The organism is Pseudonocardia sp. Ae505_Ps2, from assembly GCF_001932425.1.
GTDB lineage: Bacteria > Actinomycetota > Actinomycetes > Mycobacteriales > Pseudonocardiaceae > Pseudonocardia.
Genome location: NZ_MCIP01000001.1, coordinates 2936352 through 2953445, shown reverse-complemented (window position 1 = coordinate 2953445; position 17094 = coordinate 2936352). Strand labels below are relative to the sequence as shown.

At 74.5% G+C, this 17094-nt stretch carries 16 protein-coding genes; 11 read left to right on the top strand and 5 right to left on the bottom strand.

Annotated elements, in window-relative coordinates:
* The gene (locus tag Ae505Ps2_RS14155; protein ID WP_075307780.1) at nucleotides 1-960 is read left to right on the top strand and encodes an asparaginase; all 960 of its coding nucleotides are present in this window, start codon (nucleotides 1-3) and stop codon (nucleotides 958-960) included.
* Nucleotides 961-1016: 56 nt separating this feature from the next.
* On the opposite strand, the gene Ae505Ps2_RS14150 is transcribed toward Ae505Ps2_RS14155, so the two are convergent.
* Nucleotides 1017-1994 carry a transcriptional regulator gene (locus Ae505Ps2_RS14150; RefSeq protein WP_075553686.1) on the bottom strand — a complete coding sequence of 326 codons (978 nt, stop codon included), beginning with the start codon at nucleotides 1992-1994 and terminating at the stop codon, nucleotides 1017-1019.
* Nucleotides 1995-2099: 105 nt separating this feature from the next.
* On the opposite strand from Ae505Ps2_RS14150, the gene Ae505Ps2_RS14145 reads away from it, so the two are divergent.
* Nucleotides 2100-2429: an antibiotic biosynthesis monooxygenase family protein gene (locus tag Ae505Ps2_RS14145; RefSeq protein ID WP_020623433.1), complete on the top strand. Its 330-nt coding sequence runs from the start codon at nucleotides 2100-2102 to the stop codon at nucleotides 2427-2429.
* 22 nt (nucleotides 2430-2451) lie between these two features.
* Here the strand turns inward: Ae505Ps2_RS14145 and Ae505Ps2_RS14140 are convergent, their stop codons facing one another.
* A complete protein-coding gene (locus Ae505Ps2_RS14140) occupies nucleotides 2452-3456 on the bottom strand; it encodes a TerC family protein (protein WP_075307784.1) in 1005 nt (334 codons plus the stop codon).
* A gap of 110 nt (nucleotides 3457-3566) precedes the next feature.
* The gene (locus tag Ae505Ps2_RS14135) at nucleotides 3567-4466 is read right to left on the bottom strand and encodes a hypothetical protein (RefSeq protein ID WP_075307787.1); all 900 of its coding nucleotides are present in this window, start codon (nucleotides 4464-4466) and stop codon (nucleotides 3567-3569) included.
* Nucleotides 4467-4585: 119 nt separating this feature from the next.
* Here Ae505Ps2_RS14135 and Ae505Ps2_RS14130 point away from each other — a divergent pair, with 119 nt between their 5' ends.
* Nucleotides 4586-6058 (top strand): glycosyltransferase, encoded by a 1473-nt coding sequence (locus Ae505Ps2_RS14130; protein ID WP_075307789.1) that lies wholly within the window; start codon nucleotides 4586-4588, stop codon nucleotides 6056-6058.
* 624 nt (nucleotides 6059-6682) lie between these two features.
* Complete coding sequence (locus Ae505Ps2_RS14125; RefSeq protein WP_075307791.1) at nucleotides 6683-7084, top strand: MarR family transcriptional regulator; 402 nt, start codon at nucleotides 6683-6685, stop codon at nucleotides 7082-7084.
* Nucleotides 7085-7132: 48 nt separating this feature from the next.
* Here Ae505Ps2_RS14125 and glpK (Ae505Ps2_RS14120) read toward each other — a convergent pair whose 3' ends face one another.
* Nucleotides 7133-8650 (bottom strand): glycerol kinase GlpK, encoded by a 1518-nt coding sequence (gene glpK / locus Ae505Ps2_RS14120; RefSeq protein WP_084786274.1) that lies wholly within the window; start codon nucleotides 8648-8650, stop codon nucleotides 7133-7135.
* Nucleotides 8647-9405 carry an IclR family transcriptional regulator C-terminal domain-containing protein gene (locus Ae505Ps2_RS14115; protein WP_075553685.1) on the bottom strand — a complete coding sequence of 253 codons (759 nt, stop codon included), beginning with the start codon at nucleotides 9403-9405 and terminating at the stop codon, nucleotides 8647-8649. The genes glpK (Ae505Ps2_RS14120) and Ae505Ps2_RS14115 overlap by 4 nt, the downstream gene beginning before the upstream one ends.
* A 176-nt stretch (nucleotides 9406-9581) precedes the next feature.
* On the opposite strand from Ae505Ps2_RS14115, the gene Ae505Ps2_RS14110 reads away from it, so the two are divergent.
* The 7 genes from Ae505Ps2_RS14110 to Ae505Ps2_RS14080 all read left to right on the top strand — a co-directional run bounded on the left by Ae505Ps2_RS14110 (nucleotide 9582) and on the right by Ae505Ps2_RS14080 (nucleotide 17068).
* On the top strand, nucleotides 9582-10460 hold the full coding sequence (locus tag Ae505Ps2_RS14110) for an MIP/aquaporin family protein (protein ID WP_083695668.1): 879 nt from the start codon (nucleotides 9582-9584) through the stop codon (nucleotides 10458-10460).
* 55 nt (nucleotides 10461-10515) lie between these two features.
* Nucleotides 10516-12033, top strand: a complete 1518-nt coding sequence (glpK, locus tag Ae505Ps2_RS14105) for a glycerol kinase GlpK (RefSeq protein WP_075307793.1) — start codon at nucleotides 10516-10518, stop codon at nucleotides 12031-12033.
* A gap of 129 nt (nucleotides 12034-12162) precedes the next feature.
* On the top strand, nucleotides 12163-13875 hold the full coding sequence (locus tag Ae505Ps2_RS14100; RefSeq protein WP_075553684.1) for a glycerol-3-phosphate dehydrogenase/oxidase: 1713 nt from the start codon (nucleotides 12163-12165) through the stop codon (nucleotides 13873-13875).
* 16 nt (nucleotides 13876-13891) lie between these two features.
* The gene (locus Ae505Ps2_RS14095) at nucleotides 13892-14194 is read left to right on the top strand and encodes a hypothetical protein (protein ID WP_020624847.1); all 303 of its coding nucleotides are present in this window, start codon (nucleotides 13892-13894) and stop codon (nucleotides 14192-14194) included.
* A gap of 109 nt (nucleotides 14195-14303) precedes the next feature.
* Entirely contained in the window at nucleotides 14304-14897 is a 594-nt protein-coding gene (locus tag Ae505Ps2_RS14090) for a DinB family protein (protein ID WP_020624846.1), read from the top strand.
* A gap of 93 nt (nucleotides 14898-14990) precedes the next feature.
* Nucleotides 14991-16067 (top strand): cytochrome c oxidase assembly protein, encoded by a 1077-nt coding sequence (locus tag Ae505Ps2_RS14085; RefSeq protein ID WP_083695666.1) that lies wholly within the window; start codon nucleotides 14991-14993, stop codon nucleotides 16065-16067.
* Between the two features lie 44 nt (nucleotides 16068-16111).
* Complete coding sequence (locus Ae505Ps2_RS14080; protein WP_075312194.1) at nucleotides 16112-17068, top strand: pyridoxal-phosphate dependent enzyme; 957 nt, start codon at nucleotides 16112-16114, stop codon at nucleotides 17066-17068.
* Nucleotides 17069-17094: the final 26 nt, after the last annotated feature.

Here is a 17094-nt window from a genome sequence, read left to right as displayed (position 1 = left end):
ATGGTCGTCCCGCCCGGGGTCGCCGCCGCCGTCCCGCTGGCCGTCGTCGAGCGGCAGGGCACCGTCGAGTCGGTGCACCTGGGCACCGTGGCGGTGCACCACCCCGACGGCACCGTGACCGGCCACGGCGACCCGGACGTGGTGTTCCTGCCGCGCTCGGCGCTCAAGCCAGTGCAGGCGGTCGCGATGCTGCGGGCCGGGCTGGACCTCGACGGAGAGCTGCTCGCGCTGGCCTGCGCCTCGCACTCCGGCGAGCCCGACCACGTCGACGGTGTGCGGCGCATCCTCGCCGGCGCCGGACTCGACGAGACCGACCTGGACAACACCCCGGACCTGCCGCTGGGGACGGCGGCCGCCGCGGACGCCCGCGCGGCGGGGACGTCGCCGTCGCCGGTGCTGCAGAACTGCTCGGGCAAGCACGCCGGGATGCTCGCCGCCTGTGTGGCCGCGGGCTGGCCGACGGCCGGCTACCGCGATCCCGCGCACCCGCTGCAGCGGCTGGTCCGGGACACCGTCGCCGAGCTGACCGGGGTGCCGGTCGGGGTCACCACCGTCGACGGCTGCGGCGCGCCGCTGTTCGGCAGCACCCCGGCCGGGCTGGCCCGGGCCTTCGCGACGCTCGCGACGGCCGCCCCGGACACCGTCGAGGGGCGGGTCGGGGCCGCGGTCCGCGCGCACCCGTGGTGGGTCGGCGGCACGGACCGGCCGGTGACCCGGCTCGCCGGCGCGGTGCCGGGCCTGGTCGCCAAGGACGGCGCCGAGGGCGTGCTGGCCGCGGCGCTGCCCGACGGGCGGGCGTTCGCCGTCACCGTGCTGGACGGGTCGCCGCGGCCGCTGCCGGTCGTCGCCCGCGCGGTGCTGGAGTCCCTCGGCGCCGGGTCGGCCGCGCTCACCGGGGCGACCCGGACCGACGTGCTCGGCCACGGCACGCCCGTGGGCGCGGTCCGCGCGCTGCTCTGAGCCGCCCGCCCCGCTCCGGGGACACCCCGGCCCCCCGCTCCTGCGCGGGCACCGGGTCAGCCCGCGCCGCCCGTACGCGCGTGGTCCGCGGCCCGGCCGAGGCGGGCGGCGACCGCGCCGAGGTGCTCGACCAGCTCGACCGGTTCGACCACCTCGAAGTCGACGCCGAAGAAGCACAGCCACACCGCCAGCGACTCCAGCGTCCAGGCCCCGGCCGCGAGCTCGCAGCGGTCCCCGCCCAGGTCGGTCACGATCCCCGACGCCGGGGTGACGTGCTCGGCGATCCGCTCCGCCGGGGCGTGGAACACGATTCGCGCCCGGTGCGGGTAGGCGCCGGAGGAGATGCCGCGCTGGGCGAACGCGGCGATCCCGCCCTCCGGTTCCGGGCGCGGGGTGAAGCGCGGCCCGGCCGGCAGCTTCGGGCGCATCCGGTCCACCCGGAAGGTGCGGCGGTCGTCGCGGCCGGTGTCCCAGGCGACGAGGTACCAGCGGCGCCCGGTGTGCACGAGCCCTTCCGGCTCGGCGACGCGACGGGTCTCGGTCCCGTCCCCCGCGACGTAGTCGAACCGGAGGACCTCGTGGTCGCGGCAGGCGGCGGCCAGCGCGGACAGCACGTCCGCGTCGACGGTCGGGCCGCGCGCGGCGAGTGTCGAGGTCGCGGTGCCCAGCGCGGCGACGCGCCGGCGCAGCCGGTTCGGCAGGACCTGCTCCAGCTTGGCCAGGGCCCGGACCGAGGTCTCCTCGATGCCCGAGACCGACCCGCCCGCGGCGGTCCGCAGCCCGACCGCGACGGCGACGGCCTCGTCGTCGTCGAGCAGCAGGGGTGGCAGCGCGGCCCCGGCGCCGAGCCGGTAGCCGCCGGTCACCCCGGGTGTGGAGTGCACCGGGTAGCCGAGGGTGCGGAGCTTGTCGACGTCGCGGCGGACGGTGCGCACGTCGACCTCCAGGCGCTCGGCCAGGGCGGGCCCCGTCCAGTCGCGCGGCACCTGCAGCAGCCCGAGCAGGCGCAGCAGCCGCGCCGATGTCCCCATCACGACGACCAGTGTGCCCCCGATCGCGGTCGGTTCCTGTCCTGGATGCGGGTCGGCGAGCCCGCCCCGACCCCGGGGTGCCCGGACCGGCCGTCTACGGTCGCCGCCGTGGACACGAGCGAGCGGGTCGGCCGGTACGTGCGGATGGTGGCCCTGGAGGGACAGGGGACCGAGCTGGCGGGCGCGCTGTTGCGGGTCGCCGACGACATGGCCGCCCAGCCCGGCTGCCTCGCCTACGTCGTGAACGCCACCCCCGACGAGCCCGACGTCGTCTGGGTCACCGAGATGTGGTCCGACGCCGCGTCGTCGGAGGCGGCCCTGAGCCGCGACATCGGCGAGAGCGGGCTCGGCGACGTGCTGGCGCTGCTCACCGCGCCGCCGGACTACATCGAGGTCACCCCGCTCGGCGGGCCCGGCCTGGCCGGCCTGCCCGGCTGAGCGCCGGGCCGGCCGGACCGGCTCAGTCGTGCTGCTCGGGGCGCTCCTTGCGGGCCCGCAGCGACCCGGCGTGCGCGGTCGCCGTCGGGTCGCCCTTGGTCTTGATCAGGCTGGCGACGGTGACGATCGCGAGGATCCCCAGGATCACGACGAGGCTGACCATGGTCGGGATCTCGGGCACGGCCGGTGAGATGTCGACGTGCAGCCAGTGCAGGATCAGCTTCACGCCGATGAACGCGAGGATGACCGCGAGCCCGGCCGACAGATAGACCAGCCGGTCCAGCAGGCCCTTGACCAGGAAGAACAACGCCCGCAGACCGAGCAGCGCGAAGGCGTTGGCGGTGAAGACGATGAACGCCTCCTGCGTCACCCCGAACACCGCGGGGATCGAGTCCAGCGCGAACAGCAGGTCGATGCCGCCGATCGAGACCAGCACGATGAACATCGGGGTCGCGACCCGGCGGCCGTTGTCCCGGGTGAACAGCTTCCCGCCGTGGTACTCCTCGGTGACCGGGAAGAGCTTGCGCGCGCCCTTCACGACCATGTTGTCCTCGATGTCGGGGTCCTCGTCCTTGTGCCGGTAGAGCTGCACCGCGGTCCACAGGAGCAGCAGACCGAAGACCAGGAACATGAACGAGAACAGGTTGAGCAGCGTCGCCCCGACCGCGATGAAGATCGCACGCATGATCAGGGCGAGCACGATGCCGAAGGTCAGCACCTTGTGCTGGTGCTCCTCCGGGACCGCGAACGTCGTCATGATCACGACGAAGACGAACAGGTTGTCGACCGACAGGCTCTTCTCGACGATGTAGCCGGTGAAGTACTGGGTGCCGAAGTCCCAGCCGTGCATCGTCGCGAACACCAGCCCGAACACGATCGCGATCGCGATGTAGAACACCGACCACGCGGTGGCCTCGGTGAATCCCACCCGGTGCGGCCGCAGCCAGCCCAGGACGAGGTCCAACGCGAGCAGCGCGACGATCACGCCGATCGTGACGGCCCATTCGAGGCCGCTGATCTCGAGCACCGGAGGTCCTCCTGCAGGTCACCGCGCCGGCCACGGTGGCCGGTCGCGGAGCGCACCATATCGGGCAGTCAGGACACCGCGCCCGTCGTGAGGCCGGGCGCGGACGACGATCAGCCCTTCGGACGCGCCGCGAAGACCCCCTCGGCGGGGAACGCGCCGTTCGCCAGAGCAGTCCGGACGAACGCCCCGCCGAGCTCACCGAGCCGCGCGGCCCCGTCGGCGCCGAGTGCCGTCCACGGCGCGGCGCCGAGGTGGTGGGTGTCGTTCTCGATCCGCTTGCGCAGCGCCGTGCCCTCCTCGGTCAGGACCGGTTCGACGGCGTCGTCCCCGGCCGTGTCGGCCGGCTGCAGCAGGCCGCGGTCGGCGAGTCCGGCGACGGCGGCGTTCCACTCGGCGGCCGACCAGCCGCGGCTGCCGCGGGCGAAGGCCACGGTGAACCCGGTGCCCGTCGCGGTCGCGGTGACCAGGGCCTCCAGCCCGGACAGCCCGGCCTCGACCAGCAGCGCGATGTGCCCGTCGCCGCGGTGCTCGCGCAGGATCGACAACGCGTGCCAGAGGACCAGGTGCGGCGCGGTCGGCCAGGGCACGTCGAGGTGCCCGGCGGCGAGCGGACGCCCGTCGGGGGTGACGGCCTCGGCCGCGGTCCGGGCCAGCCCGGCGGCCTCGGCCATCTCCGGCGAGGCGACGGTGTCGTCGCCCAGGGTGCGGCGCAGCGAGGCGTCGGCGACGGCGAACCGGACGTCGAGCAGATCCGAGGGGGACGCCAGCTCCCAGGCCCGCGGGACCGACTTCGCGACCAGCCTCGGGGAGAAGTTGTAGAACGTCGCGGTGACCACCGACGGTCCGACCGCGCCCATGGGCGCGGCGCGCGGGGCGAAGTAGCTCATCCGGCCCGGTTCCAGCCCCGCGGCGGTGTAGGCCGGCTCGGCCTCGACGGCGAAGTAGACCTGGGAGTGCAGTGGCTCCAGCCCTCGGGCGAGACGCCCGGCGGCGACGGCGGTGTCGTTCATGACCGCGACGCTAGTCGGGAGGATCGGAGGATGCCGAGCAGTGCCGGCTCACCCACACGGACACACTCTGCGTGACATGATCATCACGCAAAGTGTCTCCCGGCTAGCGTGGCCGGGCCATGCCCCCGCCCCTCGACGACCGGCCCGCGGACCCGCCGCTCCCCGCGTCCGGCCCCGCCGCACCGGCTGCTCCGCCGGCCCCGCCGGTCCCGCCGGTCCCGTCCGACGGCGGCCGGCGCCCGGCGCACCGGCCGGCGCCCGTGGCCCGCCGACGGCTGCGCGACCTGCTCCGCACCCCGGTCCAGATCCTCGCGACGACCGCGGCCGGGGTCGGTCTCCCGCTGCTGGTACTGGACGCGGCCTGGCGGCTCGGGACCGACCTGACCAGGCCGGCGTACCTGGTCGTCGTCGCGGCACTGGTCATGACGGCGACGACGGTGTGGCTGGAGGGCCTGCGCGCACTGCGCCCGTACCGTCCCCCGGCAGCACCCGCCGCGCCGTGGCCGCCCGCGGTGCTGGTCGTCCCGGCGTACCTGCCGAACGAGGCCGGGACCATCCTCGACACCGTCTCGCACGCCCTGGCCCAGGACTATCCCGGTCCGCTGACCGTCGTCGTCGCCTACAACACCCCCGGGCCGCAGCCGGTGGAGGCGCAGCTGCGGACCCTCGCCGCGGCCGACCCGCGGCTGGTCGTCGTCGAGGTGGCGGACTCCACCACGAAGGCACAGAACGTCAACGCGGCGCTGCGGGCCGCCGACGGCGAGGTCACCGGCATCCTCGACGCCGACCACCACCCGGCACCCGACGCGCTGCGCCGGGCCTGGCGGGCGCTGTCGCACGGTGCCGACGTCGTGCAGGGGCACTGCAGCGTCCGCAACGGCACGGCGTCCTGGGTCGCCCGGACGGTCTCGGTGGAGTTCACCTGCATCTACGGCGTGAGCCACCCCGGGCGGGCCGGGCTGTTCGGGTTCGGCCTGTTCTGCGGCTCCAACGGGTACTGGCGGACCGAGGCGTTGCGCGCGACCCGGATGCAGGCACAGATGCTGACCGAGGACATCGACGCATCGGTCCGCGCGCTGCTGGCCGGGCGGCGCTGCGTCGTCGACCCGGGCCTGCTCTCGCGCGAGCTCGCCCCGCTGACCGTGCGCGCCTGGTGGCACCAGCGGCTGCGCTGGGCACAGGGCTGGTTCCAGGTCTCGCGCCGGCACCTGCGCACCGCGCTGCGCACCCGCGGGCTGCCCGCGCGCGCCCGGCTCGGACTGCTGTTCCTGCTCGGCTGGCGGGAGCTGTGCCCGTGGGTGACCCTGGCGATGGTGCCGGTGCTGGCGTTCGGCCTGCACCACCACGGCCCCGGCGATGTCGTGCCGCTGCTGCTCGCGACGACGGTCTACACCCTCGCCGTCGGCCCGGGCCAGACGCTGCTCGCCTGGCGGGCGGCGCCGCCGGAGCTGCGCCGGCCCGGCTGGTTCCTGGGGTACCTGCTGCTCTCCCCGCTCTACGTCGAGCTGCGCAACGTCGTCGCCCGGGTCGCGCAGCTGCGCGAGCTCACGGGCGACCGGACCTGGGTCATCACCCCGCGGCAGGGGCGCTGAGGGCACGTCACGCCGTCCGGGCCTACACCTAGGCGTTCACCCGCCGAGCGGCGCCACGATCGCGAACCGCTCACGCGGAATCCGCCGCGGCGGTCCGACCGGGCTGCTACCGCTTCGCCCGTGCAGCGCGACACGGACCATTCCACCGCCACGAACCATTCCACCGGCACGGACCACTCCACGGCAGGCGACGGACCCGGCCGGGATCTGAGGGACACCCCTGTTCCGCGAACTCGCTTACCGGGTAAGCGAATTCCGAGAACCGGGTCCCCGGGGCCGTCGCACGGCGGGGCACCGCCGGATCCGGGCGCCACACTCGGCCACGGCGGCCACGGCGATCACAGCGGCCAGGGCGATCACGGCGGTCACGGGGCCGGGTCCGAACGGCCAGGCGCGGAGCCCCCGCCGACCCCGCCTCCCGGTGAGGAGGCCGACCGAATTCGCTTACCCGGTAAGCGAGTTCGGCGGGAGACCCCTCCGGGGAGCCCCGGCCCCACCACCGGGCCGGAGGAGGACCGGCGGACGCGAGCCGAGACCGCGGAGGCGCTCGGACCGCTCCTCGCCCGAGCGGAGCTGCTCGGCTTCTACCGGATCCGCTCCGTCGCCGAGCGCTTCGGGCTGACGGTGCACGAGTACACGGTGCTCGCCGAGCTGCTGCTCGCCCGCCGTGCCATGACCGGCGCCGAGGTCGCGGAGACCGTGGGACTCGCCACCGGGGGGACAACCCGGCTGCTCGCGCGGCTGGAGGAGCGCGACCTGATCGAGCGCGAGCCGGACCCCGACGACGGTCGCCGGCTGCTCGTCCTGGTGACCACCCGGGCCCACGAGATCCTCTGGGGCGACGTCACCGACACCGGTGCCCGGCGGATGGTGACCGGCGTCCCGGCGGAGTGGGTCGACTGGTTCCGGCCGGTGGCCGGGCGGATCCTCGACGTCGCCGTGCGCCGGACCCAGGAGATGCGCGACCGTGAGCACCGGGACCAGGTCCGACGACGGCGGCATCAGCAGCGGGCCGCGGAGCACTGAGGCGCGCGGCACGGGGGACACGGCACCGGGGGTGCGGCCCGTCGCGGCTCAGTCCGACCGCGCCCACCCCGTGCTCCGCTGCACCGCGCGGCGCCAGTTGTCGTGCTCGCGGCGGCGCAGGCCGGGGTCCATCGTCGGCTCCCAGGCGGCCGCCCGATGCCAGTTGCGGCGCAGCACCTCCGGTTCCGGCCAGTAGCCGACGGCCAGGCCGGCGGCGTAGGCCGCGCCGAGCGACACAGCCTCCGAGCCCAGGGGACGTTCCACCGTGAGGTCCAGGACGTCGGCGACGCACTGCATGAGCAGGTGGTTCGCGGTCATGCCGCCGTCGACCTTCAGGCGGGTGACGGGCAGGCCGGAGTCGGCGTTCATCGCGTCGAGCACCTCGCGGGTCTGCCACGCGGTCGCCTCCAGCACCGCGCGGGCGAGGTGTCCGCGGTGGATGTAGGAGGTCAGGCCGACGATCACGCCACGGGCGTCGGGGTACCAGTGCGGGGCGTAGAGACCGGAGAAGGCGGGGACGACGTAGCAGCCGCCGTTGTCCGGGACGGTCAGTGCGAGCGTCTCGATCCGGGCCGCCGTGGAGATCATGCCCAGCGCGTCGCGGAACCACTGCACCAGCGAGCCGGTCATCGCGATGGAGCCCTCGAGCGCGTAGACCGGGTGGCCACCGAACAGGTACCCGACGGTCGGGATCAGCCCCGCCTCCGAACCCGGGATCCGCGAGCCGGTGTTCTTCAGCAGGAACGCGCCCGTCCCGTAGGTGCACTTCGCCTCGCCGGGCGCGAAGCAGGTCTGGCCCACCAGCGCCGCCTGCTGGTCGCCGAGCGCACCGGCCACCGGCACCCCGTCCAGCAGGCCCGCGCACCGGCCGTAGACGCGGGCGTTCGGGACGATGGTCGGCAGCATGCCCCGCGGCACCCGCAGCGCCGAGCACAGCGCGTCGGACCACTCCAGCGTGCGCAGGTCCATCAGCATCGTGCGGCTGGCGTTGGTGACGTCGGTGACGTGCACGCCGCCGTCGGGGCCGCCGGTGAGGTTCCAGATCAGCCAGGACTCCATCGTCCCGAACAGGACCTCACCGCGTTCCGCGCCCTCGCGCGCGCCCGGCACATGGTCGAGCAGCCACTGCAGCCGCGGTCCGGCGAAGTACGTCGCCGGGCCGAGCCCGCTGATCCGGGCCCAGCGGGCGGCGTCGGTGTCGGCGGCGAGCCCGGCGACGATGTCGGTGGTCCGGGTGTCCTGCCAGGTGATCGCCCGCGCCAGCGGGACCCCGGTGCGCCGGTTCCAGATCACCGTCGTCTCGCGCTGGTTGGCGATACCGAGCGCGACGACGTTCTCCGGGCCCAGCCCGGCCCGGCGCAGCGCCGCGGGCACCACCCGGGTCACCGCCCGCCAGATCTCCGACGCGTCGTGCTCGGCGCGGCCCGGGCTCGGGAAGTGCTGCCGGTGCTCGCGCTGGGCGACCGCGACCATCCGGCCCGAGCGGGTGAACAGCAGGCAGCGCGTCGACGTCGTCCCCTGGTCGATCGCGGCCACCACCCGCTCCCCCGCCGACAGGCCGCTCACGTCAGCCCCTCCAGCCCGTCGGCGATCTCGGCGGCCGCGGCGACCAGCTCGACGACGACCTCCGGCCGGGCGCGGCCGTCGGCGGCGAACAGCTCCTCGACCGGGGCGCCGACCCCCAGCGCCGCGACGGTCAGCCCGCCCCCGCTGCGCACCGGCACCGCGAGCCCGCCGACGCCCGGCTCCCAGCCGCCGGCGTCGGCCGCCCAGCCGCGCCGCCGCGTCGCGGTCATCTCGCGGGCCAGCGCCGCCGGGTCGGTCACGGTCGCCCGGGTCCAGGCCGCCAGCGGCTCGACCGCCCGCACCGATGCCGGCGCGAACGCCAGCAAGCACCGCCCCCACGCCGTCGCGTGCAACGGCTGGGTGGTGTTGGTCCGCAACCGCTGCGGCGTGTCGTCGGGCCGGAACACGTGGTGCACCACGTCGACCCCGGCGCCGTCGGCGGACGGCACGCCCAGGTAGACCGCGCAGCCGGTGCCAGCCGCCAGCGCGTCGGCCCAGTTCATCGCCCGCGCGCGCAGGTCGTGCCGGTCCCACGGGGTGCCCAGCCGCCCCAGCCCCTCGCCCAGCAGGTAGCGGCCCGACGACTCCTGCGCCACCAGGCCCTCCTCCCGCAGGGCGCGGAGCAGCCCGTGCGCCGTCGGGCGCGGCAGGTCCAGCGCCGCCGCCAGCTCGGCCAGCGCCAGCGGACGCCCCGCGCCGCCGAGCAGCCGCAGCAGCGCCGCCGCCCGCTCCACCGACTGGATCGCCCGTGCCACGCAGCGATCGTAGGCCGTCCGGGGGCCCGGCGGACTCGATCATGGGCCGATCGACCCGCAACGTTCGGCATCGTCGAACGGATCGCGTTGCCCGCCGGCGCGCACGCTCCTAGCGTCGCGCAGCACATGGCGGGGCCGCCCGGTCCCGCGAGGGGGACTCACCAGGAGGGGGTTCGATGACGAGCTCCGAGACCAGCGCGGGCGATCCCGCACCCGCGGCAACGACCACACGGGAGACCACACGGGCGACCCCGGCGACCGCCGAGAAGGCGCCGTCGCTGCTCGGCGAGCTGAGTGCCGAGTTCGCCGGGACGATGATCCTGATCCTGTTCGGCGTCGGCGTCGTCGCACAGGTCGTGACCACGCCCGACGGCAGCAACGGCGGGCACGACTCGATCGCCTGGGCCTGGGGATTCGGCGTCATGCTCGGCGTCTACGTCGCCGGCCGGATCTCCGGTGCACACCTCAACCCGGCCGTCACGCTGGCCTTCGCCGTGTACGAGGGCTTCCCGTGGCGCAAGGTCGCCCCGTTCGTCCTGGCCCAGACCCTCGGCGCGTTCGTCGCGGCGCTGATCGTCCGGTTCGTCTACGCGGACTTCATCCGCTCGGTCGACCCGAACCTGACCGAGACCCAGGGCATCTTCTCGACCTCGCCGGGCACCCCGACGACGATCACGACGGCGTTCTTCGACCAGGTCGTCGGCACCGCGATCCTGGTGTTCGTGATCTTCGCGCTGGTCCACCCGCGCAACAAGGGCCCGCTGGCCAACATGGCCCCGTTCATGATCGGCATCCTGGTGGTGGGCATCGGCATGGCCTGGGGTGCGAACGCCGGCTACGCCATCAACCCGGCCCGCGACTTCGGGCCGCGGCTGGCCTCCTGGATCACCGGCTACGACACCGCCTGGGTGACGAGCGACGGCACGCCCTACTGGTGGCTGCCGATCGTCGCGCCGGTGATCGGTGCTCTCGTCGGCGGCGGCCTGTTCAAGCTGCTGATCGACCGGTACATCCCCGTCGAGGACGCTCCGCAGGAGGTCGGCGACATGCGCTGAGCGCACCCACCGCTCCCATCCCCGATCCACCCGCTCGAGACACACAGGAGAACTCATGGCCGAGTTCGTCGGCGCCGTCGACCAGGGCACCACCTCCAGCCGTTTCATGATCTTCGATCACGGCGGCAACGAGGTGGGACGCCACCAGCTGGAGCACGAGCAGATCCTGCCGCAGGCCGGCTGGGTCGAGCACGACCCGATCGAGATCATCGAGCGCACCAACACCTGTCTCCAGCAGGCGCTCACCAAGACCGGGCTGACCGCGTCCGACCTGGTCGCGCTGGGCGTCACCAACCAGCGCGAGACCACCGTCGTGTGGAACCGGCGCACCGGGCGCCCGTACTACAACGCGATCGTCTGGCAGGACACCCGCACCGACCGGATCGCGACCGCGCTCGACCGCGACGGCCGCGGCGACGTCATCCGTCGCAAGGCAGGCCTCCCGCCCGCCACCTACTTCTCCGGCGGCAAGATCCAGTGGATCCTGGAGAACGTCGACGGCGTCCGCGAGGCCGCGGAGAACGGCGACGCGGTCTTCGGCAACACCGACACCTGGGTCATCTGGAACCTCACCGGTGGCGCGAACGGCGGACTGCACGTCACCGACGTGACCAACGCCAGCCGGACCATGCTGATGGACCTCGAGACCCTCGACTGGGACGACGAGCTGCTCGGCTTCTTCGGCATCCCGCGGCAGATGCTGCCGGAGATCAAGCCGTCGTCGTCGGCGACCGCGTTCGGCAAGACCCTCGCGAACGGTCCGCTCGGCGGCGAGGTCCCCATCACCGGTGACCTCGGCGACCAGCAGGCGGCGACCGTCGGCCAGGTCTGCTTCGCCCCCGGCGAGGCCAAGAACACCTACGGCACCGGCAACTTCATGCTGCTCAACACCGGCACCGAGCTGGTCCGCTCGGAGTCCGGCCTGCTCACCACGATGTGCTACCAGTTCGAGGGCGAGCGCCCGGTCTACGCGCTGGAGGGATCCATCGCGGTCACCGGCTCGGCCGTGCAGTGGCTGCGCGACCAGCTCGGCATCATCTCCGGGGCCTCGCAGTCGGAGTCGCTGGCCCGCCAGGTCTCCGACAACGGGGGCGTGTACTTCGTGCCCGCGTTCTCCGGCCTGTTCGCGCCGTACTGGCGTTCCGACGCCCGCGGCGCGATCGTCGGCCTGTCCCGGTTCAACACCAACGCGCACCTGGCCCGGGCCACGCTGGAGGCGATCTGCTACCAGTCCCGCGACGTCAGCGACGCCATGACCAAGGACTCCGGGGTGACCCTGGAGACGCTCAAGGTCGACGGCGGCGTCACCCAGAACGAGCTGTGCATGCAGATCCAGGCCGACGTGCTGGGCGTGCCGGTCTCGCGGCCGGTCGTCGCCGAGACCACCGCGCTCGGTGCGGCGTATGCGGCCGGGCTGGCCGTCGGGTTCTGGAAGAACACCGACGAGCTGCGGGAGAACTGGAACGAGGCCCGGCGCTGGGAGCCCACCTGGTCGCAGGAGCAGCGCGACGAGGGCTACGGCCGCTGGAAGAAGGCCGTCGAGCGGACCCTGGACTGGGTCGACGTCGAGTAGGACCCCCGTCCGGTGTCGCCCTCACCACACGTGGGGGCGACACCGGGCACACCCGCGATCGGACGGGTGTTCACCGGGTACTCCCCGGCGGGACACCCGCGAGCAGGAACCACTCAGGAAGGTCTGATCATGAAATCGGTGGCGCTCTCCCCGGAGGCCCGTACCACGGCGCTGCAGGCGATGGGCGACCGCGAGCTGGACGTGCTCGTCGTCGGCGGTGGCGTCGTCGGCACCGGCGCAGCCCTCGACGCGGCCACCCGCGGTCTGACGACCGGACTGGTCGAGGCCCGCGACTTCGCGTCCGGCACGTCGAGCCGTTCCTCCAAGCTCATCCACGGCGGCCTGCGCTACCTGGAGATGCTCGACTTCCGCCTGGTGGCCGAGGCCCTGCAGGAACGGGGCCTGCTGATCCAGACCCTCGCGCCGCACCTCGTGCGTCCGGTGCCGTTCGTCTACCCGCTCAAGCACCACGTGTGGGAGCGCTTCTACGCCGGCGCCGGCGTCGCGCTCTACGACTCGCTCGGGCTGCTGTCGGGTCGGGCCCGCGGCCTGCCGCACCACCGGCACCTGACCCGTCGCGGCGCCCGCAAGGTCGTGCCGTCGCTGCGCAAGGACGCACTGGTCGGGGCCCTGGAGTACTACGACGCCCAGGTCGACGACGCCCGCCACACCATGGAGATCGCCCGCACCGCGGCCGCCTACGGTGCGCACGTGGCGACCCGGGCCCGCGTCGTCGGGCTGCTGAAGGACTCCGGCCGCGTGATCGGCGCGACCGTGCAGGACCTGGAGTCCGGCGACCGGTTCGACGTCCGCGCCAAGGAGGTCATCAACGCCACCGGGGTGTGGACCGACGACACCCAGGGCCTCGCCGGCGAGCGCGGCCAGTTCAAGGTGCGCGCATCCAAGGGCATCCACCTGGTCGTCCCGCGGGACCGGATCCGTGGTGACGCCGGGCTGATCCTGCGCACCGAGAAGTCGGTGCTGTTCGTCATCCCGTGGGGCCGGCACTGGATCATCGGCACCACCGACACCGACTGGGACCTGGACAAGGCGCACCCGGCGGCGAGCGCGGCCGACATCGAGTACCTGCTCGCGCACGTCAACGAGGTGCTGGAGCAGCCGCTGACCCACGAGGACGTCGAGGGCGTCTACGCCGGTCTGCGCCCGCTGCTGCACGGCGAGTCCGAGGCGACCTCGAAGCTGTCCCGCGAGCACGCCGTCGCCACCCCGGTACCCGGGCTGGTCGTCGTGGCCGGGGGCAAGTACACGACCTACCGCGTGATGGCGCGCGACGCGGTCGCTGCCGCCGTGCACTCGCTCGACGCGAAGGTGCCCGCCTCCTGCACCGAGAAGATCCCGCTGCTCGGCGCCGAGGGCTTCACCGCGCTGCGCAACTTCACCCACCAGCTGGCCGCGCGCAGCGGTCTGCACCCGGTGCGGATCGAGCACCTGCTCGGCCGGTACGGCTCGCTGATCGACGAGGTTCTCGACCTCCTCATCGCCGACCCGACCCTCGCCGAGCCGCTCACCGGCGCGGAGGACTACCTGCGCGCCGAGGTCGTCTACGGTGCCTCGCACGAGGGCGCGCGGCACCTGGAGGACATCCTGGCCCGCCGCACCCGGATCTCGATCGAGACGTTCGACCGGGGCGTGGGTGCCGCGGAGGAGACCGCGAAGCTGGTCGCCCCGGTCCTGGGCTGGAACGACGAGCAGATCGCCCGCGAGGTCGACCACTACGTCAAGCGGGTCGAGGCCGAGCGGGAGAGCCAGAAGATGCCCGACGACGCCACCGCCGACGCCGCCCGCCTCGGCGCGCCGGACGTGGTCCCGGTCGTCGGCTGAGCACCGCCGTCCTCGCGTGAGCGGACCCGAGCGGACCCCGGACGGGCGCTACGTCGTCGTCCGGGGCCGCCGGTGGCGCGCGACCGACCCGGCGATCCCCGACGACGTCCGGTCCGCGCTGCAGCAGCACCTCGGGAAGGCCCGCGCCGAGATCGGAGCGGGGCGGCGGACGGGCGACGACGACCGCGTCGCCGCCGCCAGGACGCGGGTGTCCGCCGCCAAGCACGGACTCGGCGAGCGCGGCACCCCCTGGTGGGACCTCGACGACGACGCCCGCCGCGAACGCTGGGAGACCGCGCTGCGCGACCTGGCGGACTGATCGCCACGGACGGCCCCTCGTCGAGGACCGGACCTGTCCGCGATCGGTCCTATCGTCGTTCCCGTCGGACCGGGATCGCCCGGTCCGCGGACCCGAGAGGCGGCCCCGGATGAACGCCACCGACGAGAAGCAGGCCCTGACCGGCGAACGTGCCGAGCTGATCAGCACCCTGGAGCGCCACCGCGGCTTCCTGCTGCAGACCGCCGACGGCCTGACCGAGCAGCAGGCGCGCACCCGCAGCACGGTCAGCGCGCTGACGATCGCCTCGCTGCTCAAGCACGTCGCGGACACCGAGGAGCAGTGGTTCCGCTTCGCCGTCGAGGGCGCCGCCGCGTTCGGCGAGGTCGACGTCTACAACGACTCCGTCGACTGGGACGCCGTCGACGCCGAGGCCGACGCCAACGGCGGCGACTGGTCCGCCTCCGGCGAACAGTGGGTGGACACCCGGTTCGTCCTGGCCGACCACGAGACCCTGGAGCACCTGCGGGCCCGGGTCGAGCAGGTCGCCGCACGCACCGAGGAGGTCCTGCGCACCGCGGACCTGGACAGCGCACACGCCCTGCCGGTCGCCCCCTGGTTCGAGCCGAACACCTCCTGGTCGGTGCGCCGGGTCGCGATCCACGTGCTCGCCGAGATCAGCCAGCACGCGGGCCACGCCGACATCATCCGCGAGGCGATCGACGGCGCCCGGACGATGGGCTGAGCCCCGGGCACGACGGCCCGTGGGCACCGGCGCGGCGGCGGCCGGGACGACCCGGGCGAACGTCGCCGAACGGATCCCGGGCGGGTTCGACGCATGCGTGCCGACCCGCCCACCGTCCCTTCCGCCGGCAGCCGGGTCGGCGCAGGATGGCGCCGTGACCCGCTCCCCCGCGATCCCACGGTGACGGCCGCGGCGCTGCTGCCGCCGCTGACGGCGCTCCGGCTGTTCACGACGTGGCGGTTCGCGCCCCTGCTGCTCGGGACGACCGCCGCGGCGGCGGTGGGCTACGGGGTCGCCGCCCGGTCCCGCCCGGGGTGGTCCCGGAGCCGTGCCGTCGCGTTCGGCGCCGGGCTGGTCGTCACCGTGCTGGCCGGGTCGTCGTTCGTCGGGGTGTACGACGACACGCTGTTCTGGGTGCGCGCCGTGCAGAACCTGCTGCTGCTCATGGTGGTACCGATGCTGCTCGCGCTCGGCGCGCCGCTGACGCTGCTGGCGGCGAGCGTGCCCCGGGATCGGCGGCCGGCCTGGCGCCGGGTGCTGCGCTCCCGGGCCGCGCGGCTGCTGACCGGCCCGTTCGCGGCGACCGTACTGCTCGTCGCGCCCCTGATGGTCCTGTATCTCACCCCGCTCTACGTCGCGACCCTGCGCGACGGCGTCGTGTCCGGTGCCGTCGGAGCGGGTCTCGTGGTGTGCGGGTTCGTCTACTTCTGGACCCGGCTGCGGATCGACCCGACGCCAGCGTCGACGCCGTACCCGGTGACCCTGGTGCTCACGATCGCCGAGATGGTCGGCGACGCCGTGCTCGGGATCGTGCTGTGGCTGGGCCCGACCCTCGCGGCGGCGTACTACCTGGGGCTGCACCGCGGCTGGGGGCCGGACCCGCACATCGACCAGGTGCTCGGCGCCGGGGTGCTGTGGATCGGCGGCGACGTGGTCGGGCTGCCGTTCCTCGGGGTCGTGCTGTGGCTGTTCTCCCGGGAGGACGCACGCCGGGCCCGCGCGACCGACGCCGAGCTCGACGCGGCCGAGGCCCGCGCCGCCGAGCTCGGCGCCGCACGGACCCGCGCCGCCGAGGCCACCGGGTCCGACCCCGCCGCGGAGCCCGCCCCGTCCCGGCTGTGGTGGCAGGACGACCCGCAGCTCGCCGACCGCTTCCGCCCCCGCACCTGACCGGGCCGAGGGGCCGGGGTTACGTTGCGGCGGTGGCGGACCAGGTGAGCATCGCAGACATCGAGACGGCGGCGGAGCGGATCGCCGGGGGCGTGGTGCGCACCCCGACCGTCCCTTCCCCCGGGCTGTCCGCGGCCCTCGGCGCCCCGGTGCTGCTCAAGCTGGAGCACCTGCAGCGGGCCGGGTCGTTCAAGCCGCGCGGGGTGCTGGCCAAGCTCGCGTCGCTGACCGGCGACGAACGCGCCGCCGGGATCGTCGCCGTCTCCGGCGGGAACCACGGGCTCGCCGTCGCCGAGGTCGCGGGTGCGGCCGGGGTCGACGCCGTCGTCGTGATGCCGGAGAACGCGCCGGCCCGCTCGGTGACCGCGGCCCGCGCGGCCGGGGCCGACGTGCGGCTCACCCCGGACATCGCGGCCGCGTTCGCGCTGGCCGGGGAGCTGCAGCGGGCCGGACGGACGCTGGTGCACCCGTTCGACGACCCGGTGATCGTCGCCGCTCAGGGCACCGTGGGGCTGGAGCTGGCCCACGACGCGGTCGCCCTGGGGCAGCCGCCGACCGACGTGCTCGTCTCCGTCGGCGGTGGGGCGCTGGTCTCCGGGATCGCGGTCGCGGTCCGCGCGTTGCTGCCCCGCGCCCGGGTCTGGGGGGTGGAGACCGTCGGCGCGGAGTCGATGTCGACGGCGCTGGCCGCCGGCGGCCCGACCCCGGTGACGATCACCTCCGCGATCACCACGCTCTCGGCGCCGTCGGTGTCGCAGCTGACCTACGACCACGCCCGCGCGCTGGTGCACGAGGTCCTCGTCGTCGACGACGCCGAGGCCGTCCGTGGCACCCTCGCCCTCGCCGAGCACGCCGGGATCTGGGCCGAGCCGGCCGCGGGCTGTCTGGTCCCGGCCGCCCGCCGGATCGTCGAACGGCACCCGGACGCCCGGCTCGCCCTGGTGGTCTGCGGCGCCAACGCCGACGTCGCCGACGTGGTCCGCGCCGCCGCGCAGCCGTGACGACCGGTGGTGGAGGCCAGCATCCG

Coding starts and splice junctions, on each gene's coding strand:
- Ae505Ps2_RS14110 (WP_083695668.1), top strand. CDS start 9,582: ATGACGAGCTCCGAGACCAGCGCGGGCGATCCCGCACCCGCGGCAACG.
- Ae505Ps2_RS14085 (WP_083695666.1), top strand. CDS start 14,991: ATGCGTGCCGACCCGCCCACCGTCCCTTCCGCCGGCAGCCGGGTCGGC.
- Ae505Ps2_RS14130 (WP_075307789.1), top strand. CDS start 4,586: ATGCCCCCGCCCCTCGACGACCGGCCCGCGGACCCGCCGCTCCCCGCG.
- Ae505Ps2_RS14135 (WP_075307787.1), bottom strand. CDS start 4,466: ATGAACGACACCGCCGTCGCCGCCGGGCGTCTCGCCCGAGGGCTGGAG.
- glpK (WP_075307793.1), top strand. CDS start 10,516: ATGGCCGAGTTCGTCGGCGCCGTCGACCAGGGCACCACCTCCAGCCGT.
- Ae505Ps2_RS14155 (WP_075307780.1), top strand. CDS start 1: ATGGTCGTCCCGCCCGGGGTCGCCGCCGCCGTCCCGCTGGCCGTCGTC.
- Ae505Ps2_RS14090 (WP_020624846.1), top strand. CDS start 14,304: ATGAACGCCACCGACGAGAAGCAGGCCCTGACCGGCGAACGTGCCGAG.
- Ae505Ps2_RS14100 (WP_075553684.1), top strand. CDS start 12,163: ATGAAATCGGTGGCGCTCTCCCCGGAGGCCCGTACCACGGCGCTGCAG.